Below are 17,386 nucleotides of genomic sequence, written 5' to 3' on the forward strand. Positions count from 1 at the left end.
CGGCCCGCAACGCAGGTGCGGCCCGCAGCACCGCCGATGCGCCGCGCCGCGCCGCCGTCGCTCCCGCGCAGGCGGGAGCCTCCGCTGAGCAAATCTGGGCCTGGCTCGGCGAAGTACCCGATCCGGAAATCCCGGTCATCAGCATCGTCGACCTGGGCATCGTGCGCGACGTGCGCGTGGCGGCCGACGGCGCGTGCGACGTCACCATCACGCCCACCTACTCCGGCTGCCCGGCGATGCAAGTCATCGCCGACGCCATCACCGATGCGCTGCACGCGCACGGGGTGGCGCAAGTCCGCCTGCACAACCAGATCTCGCCCGCCTGGACCACCGACTGGATGAGCGACGCCGGCAAAGTCGCACTGAAAGGCTACGGCATCGCCCCACCGGCGCGGCAGGTGATCGACATCAGCGGCTTACGGGCGGGGAGCAGGAGCGCTGCCGGCCGCAGCGCCGCAGCCGCCGTCGCCCGCCGCGCCGTGGCCGCACCAATCGTCGCCTGCCCACACTGCGGCTCGCAGCACACCGAGATCACCAGCCAGTTCGGCTCCACGCCCTGCAAGGCGCTGTACAAATGCCTGGACTGCCGCGAACCGTTCGACTACTTCAAGTGCCACTGACCGCCATGAGCAAATTCCACCCGCTGACCATCGCCCACGTGCGCAACGAAACGCGCGACACCATCGCCGTCACCTTCGCCGTGCCGGCCGAATTGCAGCACAGCTTCCAGTACCAGCAAGGCCAGCACCTCACCCTACGCGCGCAGATCGGCGACGAAGACGTGCGCCGCTCCTACTCGATCTGCTCCGCCGTGCAGGACGGCGTGCTGCGCGTGGCCATCAAGCGCACCCAGGGCGGCCTGTTCTCCAGCTGGGCCAACGACACGCTGCAAGTCGGCCACACCATCGACGTCATGCCGCCGTCGGGCCACTTCAACGTGCCGCTGGACGCCGCCAACAAAAAGCATTACCTGGCCTTCGCCGCCGGCAGCGGCATTACGCCCATCCTGTCGATCATCAAGACCACGTTGGCCACCGAACCGGAAAGCCAGTTCACGCTCTTCTACGGCAACCGCGCCTCGTCGTCGGTGATCTTCAAGGACGAACTATCGGACCTGAAGGACACCTACCTGGAACGCCTGAAAATCGCCTACGTCATGAGCCGCGAGCAGCAGGACATCGACTTGTTCAACGGCCGCATCACCAAGGAAAAAGCCGCGCAATTCCTCAAATACTGGGTGCGCGCGGAAGACATCGACGTCGCCTTCATCTGCGGCCCGGAAGACATGATGCACGGCGTCTCCGAAGCGCTGCAGGAAGCCGGCATGCCGAAATCGCAGATCAAGATCGAACTGTTCGCCGCCAGCATCCCGAAACACGCGCACCAGCCGCGCGCCGCGACCGCCGCCGCCGCCCACCAGCACACCGAAGTCACCGTCATCATGGACGGCAACGCCGCCAGCTTCACCATGGAGCAGGACAAGGAATCGCTGCTGGACGCCGGCCTGCGCGCAGGCCTCGACATGCGCTACTCGTGCAAGGGCGGCGTGTGCTCGACCTGCCGCTGCAAAGTCATCGAAGGAAAAGTCGACATGGACGTCAACTACGCGCTGGAAGACTACGAAATCGCGCGCGGCTATGTCCTCAGCTGCCAGAGCTTCCCCACCACCGCCAAAGTCGTCATCGACTTCGACCAGGCCGAATAAAAACGGAGACACCATGGACTACCAGAACATCCTGTTCGACATCAGCGACGGCATCGCCACGCTGACGCTCAACCGCCCGGATAAACTGAACAGCTTCACGCAAGCCATGCACGACGAAGTGCGCCACGCACTGAAGCGCGTCGCCAGCGAAGCGGCCAGCGGCGCGGCGCGCGTGCTGGTGCTGACCGGCGCGGGACGCGGCTTCTGCGCCGGCCAGGACTTGTCCGACCGCGCCGTGGGACCAGGCGCCGCCGGTGCGCGCCCGGTCGACCTGGGCGACTCGGTGGAAAAGAACTACGCACCGCTGGTGCAGTCGCTGCGCGCGCTGCCGCTGCCGGTGATCGGCGCCATCAACGGCGTCGCCGCCGGCGCCGGCGCCAACATCGCGCTGGCCTGCGACATCGTGCTGGCTACGCAATCCGCCTCGTTCGTCGAAGTATTCTGCAAACTGGGCCTGATCCCCGACACCGGCGGCACCTACTTCCTGCCACGCCTGGTGGGCAGCGCGCGCGCCATGGGCATGGCCATGCTGGGCGAAAAACTGACCGCCGACAAAGCCGAAGCCTGGGGCCTGATCTGGAAAGCCATCGCGGACGACGCCTTCGCCGCAGAAGTGCAGGCCATGGCGCGCCACTTCGCCAGCGCGCCGACCAAGGGACTGGCCTTCACCAAGCAGGCCCTGTACGCCAGCGCGCAAAACAGCCTGCAACAGCAGCTGGCGCTGGAGTGCGCCATGATGAGCGAGTTGGGCCGCAGTGACGACTACCGCGAAGGCGTGGCCGCCTTCATGGAAAAGCGCGCGCCACAATTCAAGGGGCGCTGAGATGGCGGCCCTGCATACTGAACGCGCGGTCGCCGTCATCGGCAGCGGCGCCATGGGCGCCGGCATCGCGCAGGTGGCGGCGGTAGCCGGATATACGGTGCACCTGTACGACACGCGGCCGCCCGCGGTGGCCAAGGCCATTTCCGACATCGCCGCCGCGCTGAACAAACTGGTCGCCAAGGAGCGCATGAGCGCCATCGACTGCGCCGCCGCCATCGCCCGCGTGCACGCCGCCGTCACGCTCGATGCGGTGGCCGGCGCCGGCCTGGTGGTGGAAGCCATCGTCGAAAATCTCGACGCCAAGCGCGCCTTGTTCGCGCAACTGGAGGGCATCGTCGGCGACGACTGCATCCTGGCCACCAATTCCTCCTCCATTTCCGTCACCGCGATTGCGGCGGGACTGCGCCTGCCGGAGCGACTGGTGGGCATGCACTTCTTTAATCCGGTGCCGCTGATGGCCTTGTGCGAAGTGGTCAGCGGCCTGGCCACCGACGCCGGCGTCGCGCAGACCGTGTACGACACCGCCGCCGCCTGGGGCAAGAATCCGGTGCACGCCAAATCGACGCCGGGCTTCATCGTCAACCGCGTGGCGCGGCCGTTCTACGCCGAGGGCTGGCGCCTGCTGAACGAGCAGGCCGCCGATGCCGCCACCATCGACGCCGTGCTGCGCGAAGCCGGCGGCTTCCGCATGGGGCCATTCGAGTTGATGGATCTGATCGGCCATGACGTCAACTTCTCTGTCACGCAGTCGGTCTTCAACGCCTACTTCGGCGATCCGCGCTTTACGCCGTCGGTGCTGCAACAGGAGATGGTCAACGCCGGTTTCCTCGGCCGCAAAACGGGGCGTGGCTTCTATCGCTATGGCGACGACGCAGCCGCACCGCAAGCGCAGGCAGAAGCGCCGCAGCCGAAGCCGGAATACGTCAGCTACACCATCGAGCAGGGAAGTGCGGCGCACGCGGTGGGCGGCGCCGTGGTCGATGCGCTGGCGGCCCGCCTGCGCGCGGCCGGCATCGACATCACGCACCGCAAGACGCCGGAAACGATTCGTCCCGCCGGCGCGCATGACGACGCGCCGGCTTTCCACTGCAACGGCGCCGCCATCTACCTGACCGACGGCCGCAGCGCCACTCAGCGCGCCAGCGACAATCATCACCCGGACACCGTGCTGTTCGACCTCGCACTGGACTACGGCAGCGCCAAGCGCATCGCCGTCGCCTGCGCCGACCAGTGTTCGCCGGCCGCATACTATGCCGTGGTCGGCCTGTTGCAGGCAGCCGGCTTCACCGTCACGCGGCTGGACGACCTGCCCGGCATGGCCGTCATGCGCACCGTCGCCATGCTGGCCAACGAAGCGGCGGACGCCGTCAACCAGGGCGTGTGCAGCGCCGCCGCTGCCGACATCGCGATGCAGAAAGGCGTCAACTACCCGCGAGGCCCGCTGGCCTGGGCCGACGCCATCGGCATTGAACACATCGTGCGCGTGCTGGCCAACCTGGCGAGCAGCTACGGCGAGGACCGCTACCGCGTCTCGCCGCTGCTGCGCCGCAAGCAGGTGAGCGGAGGGCGCTTCCATGACTAAGTCGCCAGACAGGCTTGCCGCTGGCGTCCACGCCGCGGCGCCGCAGACCGCTGCACCGGCGCACGGGGCCACAGCACAAGCGCTGGCCGAAGCGGTCGGTGCGGCGATGTATGCGCGCGATCCCGCTTCGCAATCGCTCGGCATGACGCTCGACGCCATCGCCCCCGGCCACGCGCGCATGTCGATGCCGGTGCGCGCCGACATGCTGAACGGCCACGCCACCTGCCACGGCGGCTTTATCTTCACGCTGGCCGACAGCGCCTTCGCCTTTGCCTGCAACAGCCATAACCACGTCACCGTGGGCGCCGGCTGCACCATCGACTACCTGTCGCCGGGCCGTGAAGGCGACGTCCTTACCGCCAGCGCCACCGAACAAACGCTGGCCGGCAAGACTGGCATCTACGACGTCAACGTCAGCAACCAGGACGGCCGCACGATCGCCCTGTTCCGCGGAAAATCGCACCGCATCAGCGGCGAAGTCATATAACGAGGAGACACCGATGGTCCAACGCATTCCCGAACCGTCCGACCTGGAACCGATCGAACGCGCCAGCCGCGACGAATTGCAGGCCTTGCAGCTGCAACGCATGCAATGGTCCCTGAAGCACGCCTACGACAACGTACAGCACTACCGCGCCGCCTTCGATGCCGCCGGCGTCCATCCGGACCAACTGCGCACGCTGGCCGACATCGCCAAATTCCCGATCACCACCAAGAAGGACTTGCGCGACAACTATCCCTTCGGCCTGTTCGCCGTGCCGCAGGACCGCGTGGTGCGCGTGCATGCGTCGAGCGGCACCACCGGCAAGCCGACGGTGGTTGGCTACACGCAGAACGACATCGACACCTGGGCCAACGTGGTGGCGCGCTCGATCCGCGCCGCCGGCGGCCGGCGCGGCGACATGGTGCACATCTCCTACGGCTACGGCCTGTTCACCGGCGGCCTGGGTGCGCACTACGGCGCCGAACGTCTCGGCTGCACCGTGGTGCCGATGTCCGGTGGCCAGACCGAAAAACAGGTGCAGCTGATCCAGGACTTCAAGCCGTCGATCATCATGGTCACGCCGTCGTATATGCTGAACATCATCGAGGAATTCCAGCGCCAGGGGCTCGACCCGGCGGCCAGCTCGCTCAAGGTCGGCATCTTCGGCGCTGAGCCGTGGACCGACGCCATGCGCGCCGAAATCCAGCAGCGCGCCGGCATCGACGCGGTGGACATCTACGGCCTGTCGGAAGTGATGGGCCCCGGCGTCGCCAGCGAATGCATCGAGAGCAAGGACGGCCCGGTGATCTGGGAAGACCACTTCTACCCGGAGATCATCGATCCCGAAACCGGTGAAGTGCTGCCGGACGGCGAAGAGGGCGAACTGGTATTCACCTCGCTCAGCAAGGAAGCGCTGCCCATCATCCGCTACCGCACGCGCGACCTCACGCGGCTGCTGCCGCCGACTTCGCGCGCCATGCGCCGCATCGGCAAGATCACCGGCCGCTCGGACGACATGCTGATCATCCGCGGCGTCAACGTGTTCCCGACGCAGATCGAAGAACTGATTTGCAAGATGCCGAAACTGTCGCCGCAATACCAGCTGGTGGTGACGCGCGACGGCCACCTCGACAAACTGGAGGTGCTGGCCGAACTGCGCGCCGACACCGCTGCCGGTGACGTCGAAGCGCTGGCGAACGAGCTACAGCAGCGCATCAAGACCAACGTCGGCGTCAGCACCAAGGTCCGGCTGCTGCCGCCCAATGGCATTGAACGTACGCTGACCGGCAAGGCGCGCCGCGTGGTCGACCAGCGTCCGAAAAATTAAAGGAGACACCGTGAACCAAGCCTATATCTGTGACGCTATCCGCACCCCCTTCGGCCGCTACGGCGGCGCGCTGGCCGGCGTGCGCACCGACGACCTGGCGGCACTGCCGATCGCCGCGCTGGTCGCCCGCAATCCCGGCGTCGACTGGGCGCGCGTGGACGAGGTCTACTACGGTTGCGCCAACCAGGCCGGCGAAGATAACCGCAACGTCGCCCGCATGGCGGCGCTGCTGGCCGGCTTGCCGGTGGAAGTCCCGGGCAGCACCATCAACCGCCTGTGCGGCTCGTCGCTGGATGCGGTGGGCATGGCGGCGCGCGCCATCAAGTCCGGCGAGGCGCAGCTGGTGATCGCCGGCGGTGTGGAGAGCATGACGCGCGCGCCTTTCGTCATGGGCAAAGCCGACAGCGCGTTTTCGCGCACGGCCAAGATCGAGGACACCACCATCGGCTGGCGTTTCGTCAATCCGCTGATGAAGGCTGCGCACGGCATCGACTCGATGCCGGAGACGGCGGAAAACGTGGCGCAGGAATTCGGCATCAGCCGCGCCGACCAGGATGCGTTTGCGCTGCGCAGCCAGCAGCGCTGGGCCGCTGCCAACGCCGCCGGCGTGTTCCGCGACGAGATCGTGCCGGTCACGTTGCCGCAGAAACGCGGCGAGCCGAAGATCGTCGACACCGATGAGCATCCGCGCCCAGAGACCACGCTGGAGATGCTGGCTAAGCTGAAAGGCGTGGTGCGGCCGGATGGCACTGTCACCGCCGGCAATGCGTCCGGCGTCAACGACGGCGCCTGCGCCATTCTGCTGGCTTCCGCCGCGGCGGCCGAGCAGTATGGCCTGCGCAAGCGCGCGCGCGTGCTGGGCATGGCCACGGCTGGCCTGGCGCCGCGCATCATGGGCTTTGGGCCGTCGCCGGCATCGAAGAAGGTGCTGGCGCAACTGGGCCTGACCATCGCCGACATGGACGTCATCGAATTGAATGAGGCGTTTGCCGCGCAAGGGCTGGCGGTCACACGCGACCTGGGCCTGGCCGACGACGCGCCGCACGTCAATCCGAACGGCGGCGCCATCGCCATCGGCCATCCGCTGGGCGCTTCCGGCGCGCGGCTGGTGCTGGCGGCGTTGCATCAGCTGGAACGCACCGGTGGCCGCTATGCGCTGTGCACCATGTGCATCGGCGTCGGGCAGGGCATCGCCGTCGTCATCGAACGGGTGTGAGCATGGTCAAGGTCTATGAAATTAATGGCGTGACGCCGGTGGTCGACCCCACCGCCTACGTGCATCCGAGCGCGGTGCTGATCGGCGATGTGATCGTCGGGCCGCGCTGCTATATCGGTCCGCTGGCCGCTCTGCGCGGCGACTTTGGCCGGTTGATACTGGAGGAGGGGGCCAACTTGCAGGACACCTGCGTCATGCACGGCTTCCCCGGCTGCGATACGGTGGTGGAGCGCGATGGTCACATCGGCCACGGCGCCGTGCTGCATGGCTGCCGCATCGGCCGCAACGCGCTGGTCGGCATGAACAGCGTGATCATGGATAACGCCGTGGTGGGCGCGGACAGCATTGTCGCCGCCATGAGCTTTGTCCGCGCCGGCATGGAGATTCCGCCGCGCAGCCTGGCAATGGGATCGCCGGCCAAGGTGGCGCGCGAACTGCGCGACGACGAAATCGCGTGGAAGTCCGGCGGCACCGCGCAATACCAGGAGCTGGCGATACGCTCGATGCAGACCATGCGCGAAACCGAGGCGCTGACCGCGCCGGAGACGGACCGCAAGCGCATCGACTGGGACAGCAGCCTGCCGCTGCACCTGCACAAGAACGCCTCAGCATAACGAACGGAGACCAACATGGCATCAACCCTGCAAAGCTTTATCGCCGGCCGCTGGATCGGCAGCGAAGCCGCCGCGCCGCTGCACAGCGCCCTGACCAACGCCGTCATCTACCATACCCACGCCGACAAGATCGACTTCGACGAAGCCGTCACTTACGCCCGCAAGACCGGCGTGCCGGCGCTGATGCAGCTGAACTTCCAGCAGCGCGCCGCGCGCCTGAAGGCGCTGGCCCTGTATCTGCTGGAACGCAAGGAAGAGCTGTACGCCATCTCGCACCAGACCGGCGCCACCCGCGCCGACAGCTGGGTCGACATCGAAGGCGGTACCGGCACGCTGTTCGCCTACGCCAGTATGGGCAGCCGCGAACTGCCGTCGTCCAACGTGCTGCACGAAGGCCCGGCCATGGCACTCAGTAAGAACGGCGGCTTCGCCGGCACCCACATCCTGGTACCGCGCGGCGGCCTGGCGGTGCACATCAACGCCTTCAACTTCCCGATCTGGGGCCTGCTGGAAAAATTCGCACCAAGCTTTTTGGCCGCCATGCCGTGCATCGGCAAACCGGCCAGCGCCACCAGCTACCTGACCGAAGCGCTGGTGCGCATGATGCACGAATCCGGCCTGCTGCCACACGGCGCGCTGCAACTGGTGATCGGCAGCACCGGCGACCTGCTGGACCGCCTGAATGGCGCCGACGTGGTGACCTTCACCGGCTCGGCCGATACCGCCGCCAAGCTGCGCGTGAACCGCAACCTGATCGCCAACTCGGTGCCGTTCACCGCCGAAGCGGATTCGCTCAACTGCGCCATCCTGGCACCGGATGTCACGCCGGACGACGTCGAGTTCGACCTGTTCGTCAAGGAAGTGGCGCGCGAGATGACCGGCAAGGCTGGCCAGAAATGCACCGCGATCCGCCGCATCATTGTGCCGGAACAGATGGTGGACGCGGTCGGCACCCGCCTGCGTGAACGGCTGGCGAAAATCAGCGTCGGCGATCCGTCGGTGGAAGGCGTGCGCATGGGCGCTCTGGCCTCGCGCGACCAGCAGCGTGATGTCGCCGAACGGGTCGAGCTGCTCGCGCGCGGCAACGAAGTATTGTTTAGCGCCCGCGATGGCTTCAAGCCGGTGGGCGAGGGTGTGGCCGAAGGCGCCTTCTTCGCGCCGACGCTGCTGCTGTGCCGCGACGGTCACCGCAACGACGCGGTGCACGATGTCGAGGCGTTTGGCCCTGTCAGCACCATTATCAGCTACAACGGCATCGACGAAGCGCTGGCGCTGGCCGCGCGGGGTAAAGGATCGTTGGTGTCCACGCTGGTGACCAAGGAGCCGGCCATCGCCGCCTACGCGGTGCCGATGGCGGCCGCTTCGCACGGCCGCGTGCTGGTGCTGGACCGCGAAGCGTCGGTGGAGTCCACCGGCCACGGTTCGCCGCTGCCGCAACTAAAGCACGGCGGTCCGGGACGCGCCGGCGGCGGCGAGGAACTGGGCGGCATCCGCGCGGTGCGCCACTTCCTGCAACGGGCGGCGGTGCAGGGATCGCCGACCATGCTGGCCGCCGTCACCGGTGAATACGTGCGCGGCGCGGCGGTGCAGGAGCACGATGTGCATCCGTTCCGCAAATACTTTGAAGACCTGGCCACCGGCGACTCGCTGCTGACGCATCGCCGCACGGTCAGCGAAGCGGACATCGTCAACTTCGGCGGCGTCTCCGGCGATTACTTCTATATGCACTTCGACGAAGTGGCGGCCAAGGACACGCAATTTGGCCAGCGCATCGCGCACGGCTACTTTGTGCTGTCGGCGGCGGCGGGCTTGTTCGTGTCGCCGGCGCCGGGACCTGTGCTGGCCAACTATGGGCTGGATAACCTGCGCTTCGTGGCGCCGGTGGCGATTGGCGATACCATCCGCGCGCGCCTTACCTGCAAGCGCAAGGTAGACCGCAACCGTACCGACGACAAGGGCGTCGGCCAGGGCGTGGTGGCGTGGGACGTGCAGGTCACCAACCAGCGCGACGAACTGGTGGCCAGCTACGACATCCTGACGCTGGTGATGAAGCGCGCCTGAACCGCGCTGCGTGGTTAGGCGTCGCGCCGCATGGGCGGCGCCGCTGACTTTGATTTTTTCGCAAAACTGGCGCATGATGAAGGAATGAGATCTTCCTTCATCAAACAATCAATTGGCGTCAACCCTCTGCTCACCACGCGTGACTGGTTGCTTTTCGGTGGTTTTTTTGGCGCCATTGTGCTGTTATGGATAGTTGTGGCGCCGGGTATTCCGTCCGCCGCCGCGCGCGGCGCGCTATTCGGCGCGATCGGCGGCGGTCTGCCGTCGCTGCTCGGCTGCCTGCCGGTGCGTGGCAGCGTGCCGGCGGAACGTAGTGTCAGCTTCCTGGGCCGCATCGAGCAGGCAGGGTTCAAGCCGGCCGGCGAAACCGCCGAGGGCCGCATCTTCAACTACAAAGGCCCACGCTGGATGCGCTGGGACTCCAACCGCGTCGTGATCCGCACCGGCGCCGACGGTGCGCTGCACGTCACCGCGCCGTATTACTTCTACTTCCGCCTGAAGCGCCTTCAGGCCTGACTTTTCCCATGACGCAACCGCATTCCCCGCAGGCCGGCCAGCTGTTCGCCCAAGGCCTGCAATTTCATGGCGACGGCGATCTGGCGCAGGCGATGCAGGCTTACGAGCAGGTGCTCAAGCTGGCGCCCGACCATATCGATGCGCTGTACCACGTTGGCATCGTCGGCTTCCAGACCGGGAATTTCGAGATGGCCGCCGGCTTTTTCCGCTCGGTGCTGGCGCTGGCGCCGGACGACGCGGCGGCGCACAGCAATCTTGGCAATGCCCTCAAGGAACAGCAATTGCTGGAAGAGGCGCTGGACAGCTACGCGCGCGCGCTGGCGCTCAACGCCGCCGATGCAGATACCTGGTTCAATCGCGGCGCCGTACTGCTGGCGGTGGCCCGGCCACAGGACGCACTGCACAGCTTCGAGCAGGCGCTGATGCTGAACGACGCCGACGACCAGGCATGGCAGCAGCGCGCGGCCGTGCTGCGGCAGCTTGGCCAGTACGTACCGGCGCTGGAAAGCGCGGAGCAGGCGCTGGCCCTGAATCCACAGAACATTGAGGCGCACAACCAGCGTGGCGCCATCCTGCACGCGTTGGGACGGCTGGACGACGCCGCACAAAGCCTGCGGCAGGCGTTGACGCTGCTGCCGGATTACGCGGATGCGCATCACAATCTTGGCTTGCTGCTGGCGGCGACCGGGCGGCTGGACGATGCGCTGAATAGCCACGACCAGGCTATCGCGCTGCAACCGCAGTGGCGTGAGGCGCATGCCAGCCGCGCGGCCGTGCTGCGCCAATTGTCCCGCCGCGACGATGCGCAACGGGCCGAGGCCACGGCCAACAAGCTGCGGCGCGAACAACTGGCCGCTTACCGCCGCCTCGGCGAAGAACTGCTGGCGCAAGACCGCGCGCCGGCTGCCGCACGTCACTTCGCCGCTGCGCTGCGCTTGGACGACGGCGATGCCGTCCTGTGGCAGCAGCATGCGCGCGCGCTCAACGCCGCCACGCAGCGCGACGAGGCGCTGCTCAGCATCGGCCGCGCGCTGGCGTTGAAGCAGGACAGCGCCGAGTTCCATCTGACCCGTGGCGTGATCCTGCGCGGCGCCGCGCGTTACGAAGAGGCGCTGCAAAGCTACCAGCAAGTGGTGCAGCTGGCGCCGCGCAACACGGCAGGCTACACCAATCTTGGCAGCGTGCAGGATCAACTTGGTCTGGCCGATCAGGCGATGGCCAACTACGAGCGCGCCATTGCGCTCGATCCCGGCAATGCGCTGGCGCGCTGGAACCGCGCGCTGGTGCATCTGCGGCGCGGCGACTACCAGCAAGGCTGGCGCGATTACGAATATCGCTGGAAGGCGGAGACGCTGGACCTGTTTAAAAAGCAGCGCGATTTCGCGCAGCCTGCGTGGACCGGCCGCGAGCCGCTGGCCGGCAAGACCATCCTGCTGCACGCGGAGCAGGGTTTCGGCGACACCATCCAGTTCTGCCGCTATGCGCCGCTGTTGGCGCAGCGTGGCGCGATCGTTGTGCTGGAAGTCAAACCGGCGCTGGTGGCGTTGATGGGGACACTGGAAGGCGTCAGCCGTATCGTCGTCAAGGGCGATGCACTGCCGCCGTTCGACTATCACAGTCCGCTGATGAGTTTACCGCTGGCCTTCGATACGCGGCTCGACAGCGTGCCCGCCGCCATGCCCTATCTTGCGCCGGGTGCGGACAGGGTGGCGCACTGGCGCGCCGCGCTGGGACCGCGCATGCGGCCACGCGTGGGCGTGGTGTGGAGCGGCAGCGCGGTCAATCAGAATGACCACAACCGCAGCTTGCCGCTGCCGCTGCTGACCGCCTTGTTCGACGCGCCGTGCGATTTCATTAGTCTGCAAAAGGAAGTGCGGCCGGACGATCAGGCCTTGCTCGATACGCTGCCGGTGCTGCAACTGGCCGACCAGCTGCGCGACTTTGCCGACACCGCCGCCTTGTGCGCGGTGCTGGATCTGGTGATTACGGTCGACACCAGTGTGGCGCATCTGGCCGGCGCGCTGGGAGTGCCGGTGTGGCTCATGCTGCAAGCGCCGTTCGAGTGGCGCTGGCTGGAGCAGGGCGCCGGCAGTCCGTGGTATCCGAGCGCCACGCTGTACCGCCAGGCGCAGCGTGGCGACTGGACGCCGCTGGTGGAACAAGTGGCGGCCGACCTGCGCCTGCTGCGCTGAACCCTGCTTAGCGCTGCAGGCCGAACGGATCGTCGATGCTGTGCGCCGGTTCGGTGAACCACTTCGGACCCTGTTCGGTCATGTAGAAGTGGTCTTCGTGGCGCACGCCGAATTCGCCGGGGATGCAGATCATCGGTTCGTTCGAGAAGCACATGCCGACATCCAGCGGCGTCTTGTCGCCGCCCACCAGGTATGGCCACTCATGGATATCGAGGCCGATGCCATGACCGGTGCGATGCGGCAGGCCTGGCAACTTGTAGCCGGGTCCGAAGCCGTCGGCTTCCAGCGAACGGCGGGCGGCGGCGTCGACTTCCTCGCACGGTACGCCGAGTTGCGCGGCGGCGAAGGCGGCGGCTTGCGCTTTCTTCTCGCTGTTCCACACCGAGCGCTGACGCTCGCTGATCGGGCCATACACGTAGGTGCGGGTGATGTCGGAAATGTAGTTATGCAGTTTGCAGCCGGTGTCGATCAGTACCGTGTCGCCGGCCTTCAGCGTCTGCATGTAGCTGACGCCGTGCGGGTAGGCGGTGGCTTCGCCGAACAGCACGATCACGAAGTAGGAACCGGCCGAGGCGCCGACCTTGCGGTGGGCGCGGTCGATGAACTCTTCCACTTCCTTGGTGGTGATCCCTTCGTGCAGCATGCTGGCGGTGGCGATGTGCACCGCCATGGTCATGTCCTTGGCGCGCTGCATCAGCGCGATTTCGGCGGCCGATTTGCGGGTGCGGCAGTGCGCGGTGACGTTGCGTGCGTTCTCCAGCGCGTAGCCCTCTGCCAAAGGACGGATGCCGTCGTAGATGAAGAAGGCGGCGCTTTCGCAAATGCCGATGCGCGGCGCTTGTGCAGAATTCGGCGCAATGCCCATGCGTTTCAGCACAGCGATGAACAGCGCGTATGGGCTCTCGTGCTCTTCCCAGCAATTGACGGCGCCTTCGACCAGCATGAAGTCCTTCAGCGTGCTCTCTTCAAACGCGGGTGCGATGTATTCAACGGCGCCTTGCGCCGGCAGGATCGCGCCGACCATGCGTTCGCTGGCGTACCACTTGGTGCCGGTGAAGTAGGTGAGGTTGGCGCCGGCGTTGATGTAGATGGCGGCGATGCCCTGTGCCTGCATATAGGCTTGCGCGCGGGCGATGCGCTGCAGGTATTCGTCTTTGCCGATGGGGACCGCGCCGGCGGTCATGTCCGATAAGGAGGCCAGCGCCTGGTCGATGGTCTTTCCGCCAATAGTCATTTTTATATCCTGATGTGATGTGCAAACAAGCCAAAGATGATAGCAGGTCATTCGGCCGTAACACACGAATGTTATGTTGCCGGCTCGTTTGTTTTACACTTCAGGATTATAAAAAATGTCGCCTAAAAGATTGCTCATTCCTTCCACTATCGCCGTCATGTTGGCCGTCGTTGCCTGCGGCGGCGATAATGAACCGCTGAACACCACGCCGCCATTGCCTGCTGGCCGCTGGATCGCCGGTGACCTCCACACGCACACCACGCAGTCGGCCGACGCGGACGTCAGCCAGACGCTGGACAAGGTGCTGGCCAAGGCTTTCACCACCTATGGCCTGGACTGGATGGCGGTGACCAATCACCTGCGCGTGTCGACCCGCGACGAGAAGGGCGCCACGCTGGCGGCGCAGATTCCGATGTCGCTCGGTGTGGAGCGTTACGAGACGCCGCGCATCCAGGCTTTGCAGGCCGGTGGCACCTATGCCGACAAGCTGATTTTCTCCGGCGTCGAATGGGATATGCCGACCCACGATCACATTGGCGTGGCGCTGATGGATGGCAGCACCAAGGGCCTGAAGGAATTCGAGTATCTGTTCACCACCCGCGATGCGGCGATGTTCGATGCGGCCGATGTGGCGGCGTGGAAGGTCAAGTACGGCGAGACGCGCTACAACAAGACCGCCGACGATGCGCTGCAGGCCTTCACCTGGCTGAAGACGAATTATCCCGACACCAGCTATGCGGTGATCAATCACCCGTCGCGCAACAAGGGCAGCTACACCATTGCCGACTTCCGCGCCTTCAACGACACCGCGCCGAACATCATGTTCGCCATCGAAGGCATGGTCGGCAACCAGATGGAGCCGGACCGTGGCGGCTACACCGCTGCCTACACCGATGACAACGCGCTGCTGCGCGTCTACGGCGGTGTCGATTACGTGGTGGCCAAGTTGGGCGGGCCGTGGGATGCGCTGCTGGGCGAGGGCCGCCATATCTGGAACCTGACCGATTCGGACACGCACTTCAAGATCGTCGGCGGTAACAGCAGCGGTTACTTCCCGGGCGAGTATGCGAAGAACTATGTGTTCAACAGCGGCACCGGCAAGCCGGCGGCCAAGGATCTGCTGGCAGGTCTGCGCTCGGGCAAGATGTTCTCGGTCTACGGCGATTTGATCAACGCGCTGGACTTCAACCTGTCCACCAAGGATGACCGCAAGGAGATGGGCGGCGAGTTGAAGGCGGTCAGTGGCGACAAGGTCACCATCACGATTCGCTTCAAGACGCCGGCAAAAAATAACTACGAGAAGCCGGTCGATAGTGGCACGGCGGCCAACGTCAAGTCGGTGGTCGATCACGTCGATCTGATCGTCGGCGATGTCGGCGCCAAGGCGACGCCGGGCAGTGCGGCCTACAGTGTGGCCACCAATGCCAGCACGCGCGTGGTCAAGCGCTTTACGGCGGCCGACTGGAAGGTGGATGCGGACGGCTACTACAGCGTGACGTATGAAACCACGGCGTCGAAGAACCAGTACTTCCGTCTGCGCGGCACCAATCTGGGCGTCGATGTGGCGGGGCTGACGGCCAACGGCGAACCGCTGGCCGATCAGCGTACCGGCACCACTGACAACACCCAGCGCTTCAACGATATCAACGACCGCAATTACCGCAGCCTGTGGTTCTATTCGAATCCGGTGTTCGTCACGCTGCGCTGATTCAGCGCGTTATTTGGTGAGCAGGCTGACTTTGTCGAGCACAAAGGAGGTCTGCTTGCTGCGGTCTTCGCGCATGGCGAACGACAGCGTCACGGTCTGGCCTTTGTACGGCAGCAGGTCGAAGCTGCGAAGCTGGTAGCCGGCGGCCGGCGTCAGGTTGGTGTAGGTGGCCAGCGTGGCTGTCGCGCCACTGCCGCCGGCCGGGACTACCGTGACCGTCATGGTGTCGTAGACGGTGCTCTTGGTTTCGGCGGTGTCGATGTGCAGCGCGAAGCTCAGTTGCGCGCTGCTGGCGGTGGCGGGGATCTGCACTTGCTGCGTCAGCGTTTCGGTGCTGCGCCGGCCGTTGCCGCCCAGCCAGGCGTAGCGCGTGCCTTCGTACGGCGCCTGTGCGCTGTTGGCGGTGATGACGCCGATGCTGCCGCTCCAGCCGGTGGCGCCGCTTTCAAAGCCGCCGTTGCGCACCTGCTCGACGGCGTCGCCGCCACCTCCGCCCCCGCCGCCGCCACCACCGTCACCGCCTTCCTCATCGACATCCGCGCCGACGTTGATGGCGGCGTAGGCGCGCTGCACGGCGATGGCTTCCTTGGAGCTGGCGCCATACAGTTCCTGCGCCGCCTGCAGCACCTTGTTGCGCGCATCGGCGTAGTTGGTGGCCGAGGTGAACTTGGTGGTCAGTGCCTTGAACCAGATGCGGTAGGCCTTGTCGTTGCCGATGCCGGTCATGGCGGCCGGCGCGCGCGTCAGGAAGGCGCTGTAGTAGTCGCTGGCCGGATCGGCTTTCGAACCTTGCGACAGGAAGTAGAACATGCGGTTATTCGGGCCGCTGGAGTAATGCACGTCGAGGTTTTTCAGGCTGGTGCTCCAGGCATCCGGGCTGCTGCCATCCTTGTGCGGCTTATACATCCAGCGCAGCGGTTCGCCGCTCTTGCTGATTTCCGTGCCCATCATCCAGTCGTTGCCGCTGGCGGGAACCACGGCGCCGGTGCCGCCGGCGCGGGCGTAGGCTTCCACCATTTCGCCGCCGATGTCGGAGTTGGATTCATTCAGGCCGCCCGATTCGCCCGCGTAGATCAGGTCCGCAGTGGATGCGGTGACGCCGTGCGACATTTCGTGGCCGATGACGTCGATCGCCCCCAGGCTGTAAAAACTGTTGCCGTCGCCGATGTACATGCAGTGGCAGCTGTCGTCGTAGAAGGCGTTGTCGTAGGCGGTGCCGACGTGGGCGGCGATGTAGGTGGCGGTGTTGTTGCCGTCCAGTGACTGCCAACCCAGCACGTTGCGGTTGGTGTCGTAGGTGTTCATCAGGCCCCACAGGGCGTTGACGGCGGCGGTCTGGCCGTTGGCGTCGGTGGTGCTGCCGCCGCTGTATTGCTTGCCGTCGCCCCAGGTGTTGCTGCTGTTGGTGTAGATGCTGCCGGGGTTGGGATTGTTGGGCGAGCTGTGGTTGGCGTTGGTGATGGCCATGCCGCCGAACTGGCCGCCGGTGCCGCGCGCGCTGTCGAGCATCTGGAAGCCGCCGGCGCTGGCTGAGGTGCTGATCGGCACCACGCCGTTGTACTGGCTGTTGCCGCTGCCGATCACGGTTTTCAACGCCGGCCATTGGGTGATGATGGCGCCGCTGCGGGCGTCGACCACCACGTCGTAGTAAATCACTTTGCCGTTCAGCGCCATGCGCAGCTGCACCAGGTAGGCCAGCGCGTAGCGGTCCACCACTTCCTGCACGTCCAGCGCGTTGAGTTGTTCTTCCGGCTTGTTGGCGGCGCTGGCCGCGCGCACGGTTTTCATCACCGGGTAGATCAGCAGTTCGGCGCTGGGCGGCCAGCGGTGGGTGCCGCCGGGGGCGATGGCTTGCACCGCCACGCGGATGGCGTCGTCGGCGCTGATGGCCGGCGTGAGGTCGGCCGGCGCCGGCAGCGCCGGC

14 protein-coding genes are annotated in these 17,386 nt (G+C 66.0%); 12 read left to right on the forward strand and 2 right to left on the reverse strand.

Annotated features, from left to right (window positions below):
• Window positions 1–92 precede the first annotated feature (92 nt).
• The 11 genes from paaD to GTP69_RS29700 all read left to right on the forward strand — a co-directional run bounded on the left by paaD (window position 93) and on the right by GTP69_RS29700 (window position 12,520).
• Window positions 93–620, forward strand: a complete 528-nt coding sequence (gene paaD, locus GTP69_RS29650; RefSeq protein WP_161058241.1) for a 1,2-phenylacetyl-CoA epoxidase subunit PaaD — start codon at window positions 93–95, stop codon at window positions 618–620.
• Between the two features lie 5 nt (window positions 621–625).
• Window positions 626–1,705 (forward strand): 1,2-phenylacetyl-CoA epoxidase subunit PaaE, encoded by a 1,080-nt coding sequence (paaE, locus tag GTP69_RS29655; RefSeq protein WP_161058228.1) that lies wholly within the window; start codon window positions 626–628, stop codon window positions 1,703–1,705.
• Between the two features lie 13 nt (window positions 1,706–1,718).
• Entirely contained in the window at window positions 1,719–2,528 is an 810-nt protein-coding gene (paaG, locus tag GTP69_RS29660; protein ID WP_161058229.1) for a 2-(1,2-epoxy-1,2-dihydrophenyl)acetyl-CoA isomerase PaaG, read from the forward strand.
• Window position 2,529: 1 nt separating this feature from the next.
• A complete protein-coding gene (gene paaH, locus GTP69_RS29665) occupies window positions 2,530–4,110 on the forward strand; it encodes a 3-hydroxyacyl-CoA dehydrogenase PaaH (protein ID WP_161058230.1) in 1,581 nt (526 codons plus the stop codon).
• Window positions 4,103–4,597, forward strand: a complete 495-nt coding sequence (gene paaI, locus GTP69_RS29670) for a hydroxyphenylacetyl-CoA thioesterase PaaI (protein WP_161058231.1) — start codon at window positions 4,103–4,105, stop codon at window positions 4,595–4,597. The genes paaH and paaI overlap by 8 nt, the downstream gene beginning before the upstream one ends.
• A gap of 13 nt (window positions 4,598–4,610) precedes the next feature.
• Window positions 4,611–5,921, forward strand: coding sequence for a phenylacetate--CoA ligase PaaK (gene paaK, locus GTP69_RS29675; RefSeq protein WP_161058232.1), 1,311 nt, complete (start codon window positions 4,611–4,613; stop codon window positions 5,919–5,921).
• 10 nt (window positions 5,922–5,931) lie between these two features.
• The gene (gene pcaF / locus GTP69_RS29680) at window positions 5,932–7,137 is read left to right on the forward strand and encodes a 3-oxoadipyl-CoA thiolase (protein ID WP_161058233.1); all 1,206 of its coding nucleotides are present in this window, start codon (window positions 5,932–5,934) and stop codon (window positions 7,135–7,137) included.
• 2 nt (window positions 7,138–7,139) lie between these two features.
• Window positions 7,140–7,751: a phenylacetic acid degradation protein PaaY gene (locus GTP69_RS29685; RefSeq protein ID WP_161058234.1), complete on the forward strand. Its 612-nt coding sequence runs from the start codon at window positions 7,140–7,142 to the stop codon at window positions 7,749–7,751.
• A 15-nt stretch (window positions 7,752–7,766) separates the two neighbouring features.
• Window positions 7,767–9,812, forward strand: a complete 2,046-nt coding sequence (gene paaZ / locus GTP69_RS29690) for a phenylacetic acid degradation bifunctional protein PaaZ (RefSeq protein WP_161058235.1) — start codon at window positions 7,767–7,769, stop codon at window positions 9,810–9,812.
• A gap of 177 nt (window positions 9,813–9,989) precedes the next feature.
• Window positions 9,990–10,328 (forward strand): hypothetical protein, encoded by a 339-nt coding sequence (locus GTP69_RS29695; RefSeq protein ID WP_229261210.1) that lies wholly within the window; start codon window positions 9,990–9,992, stop codon window positions 10,326–10,328.
• Window positions 10,329–10,336: 8 nt separating this feature from the next.
• Window positions 10,337–12,520 (forward strand): tetratricopeptide repeat protein, encoded by a 2,184-nt coding sequence (locus GTP69_RS29700; protein ID WP_161058237.1) that lies wholly within the window; start codon window positions 10,337–10,339, stop codon window positions 12,518–12,520.
• A 7-nt stretch (window positions 12,521–12,527) separates the two neighbouring features.
• Here the strand turns inward: GTP69_RS29700 and GTP69_RS29705 are convergent, their stop codons facing one another.
• Window positions 12,528–13,754 carry a M24 family metallopeptidase gene (locus GTP69_RS29705; protein WP_161058238.1) on the reverse strand — a complete coding sequence of 409 codons (1,227 nt, stop codon included), beginning with the start codon at window positions 13,752–13,754 and terminating at the stop codon, window positions 12,528–12,530.
• Window positions 13,755–13,911: 157 nt separating this feature from the next.
• Here GTP69_RS29705 and GTP69_RS29710 point away from each other — a divergent pair, with 157 nt between their 5' ends.
• Window positions 13,912–15,462, forward strand: coding sequence for a CehA/McbA family metallohydrolase domain-containing protein (locus GTP69_RS29710; protein WP_229261211.1), 1,551 nt, complete (start codon window positions 13,912–13,914; stop codon window positions 15,460–15,462).
• Window positions 15,463–15,471: 9 nt separating this feature from the next.
• Here the strand turns inward: GTP69_RS29710 and GTP69_RS29715 are convergent.
• The coding region (locus tag GTP69_RS29715; protein ID WP_161058240.1) for a M4 family metallopeptidase at window positions 15,472–17,386 on the reverse strand (1,915 nt) is incomplete at its 5' end.

Source organism: Duganella levis, assembly GCF_009857605.1.
Taxonomy (GTDB): domain Bacteria; phylum Pseudomonadota; class Gammaproteobacteria; order Burkholderiales; family Burkholderiaceae_D; genus Rugamonas; species Rugamonas levis.

Coding starts and splice junctions, on each gene's coding strand:
- paaE (WP_161058228.1), top strand. CDS start 626: ATGAGCAAATTCCACCCGCTGACCATCGCCCACGTGCGCAACGAAACG.
- paaG (WP_161058229.1), top strand. CDS start 1,719: ATGGACTACCAGAACATCCTGTTCGACATCAGCGACGGCATCGCCACG.
- paaH (WP_161058230.1), top strand. CDS start 2,530: ATGGCGGCCCTGCATACTGAACGCGCGGTCGCCGTCATCGGCAGCGGC.
- paaI (WP_161058231.1), top strand. CDS start 4,103: ATGACTAAGTCGCCAGACAGGCTTGCCGCTGGCGTCCACGCCGCGGCG.
- paaK (WP_161058232.1), top strand. CDS start 4,611: ATGGTCCAACGCATTCCCGAACCGTCCGACCTGGAACCGATCGAACGC.
- GTP69_RS29685 (WP_161058234.1), top strand. CDS start 7,140: ATGGTCAAGGTCTATGAAATTAATGGCGTGACGCCGGTGGTCGACCCC.
- paaZ (WP_161058235.1), top strand. CDS start 7,767: ATGGCATCAACCCTGCAAAGCTTTATCGCCGGCCGCTGGATCGGCAGC.
- GTP69_RS29700 (WP_161058237.1), top strand. CDS start 10,337: ATGACGCAACCGCATTCCCCGCAGGCCGGCCAGCTGTTCGCCCAAGGC.
- GTP69_RS29705 (WP_161058238.1), bottom strand. CDS start 13,754: ATGACTATTGGCGGAAAGACCATCGACCAGGCGCTGGCCTCCTTATCG.
- GTP69_RS29710 (WP_229261211.1), top strand. CDS start 13,912: ATGTTGGCCGTCGTTGCCTGCGGCGGCGATAATGAACCGCTGAACACC.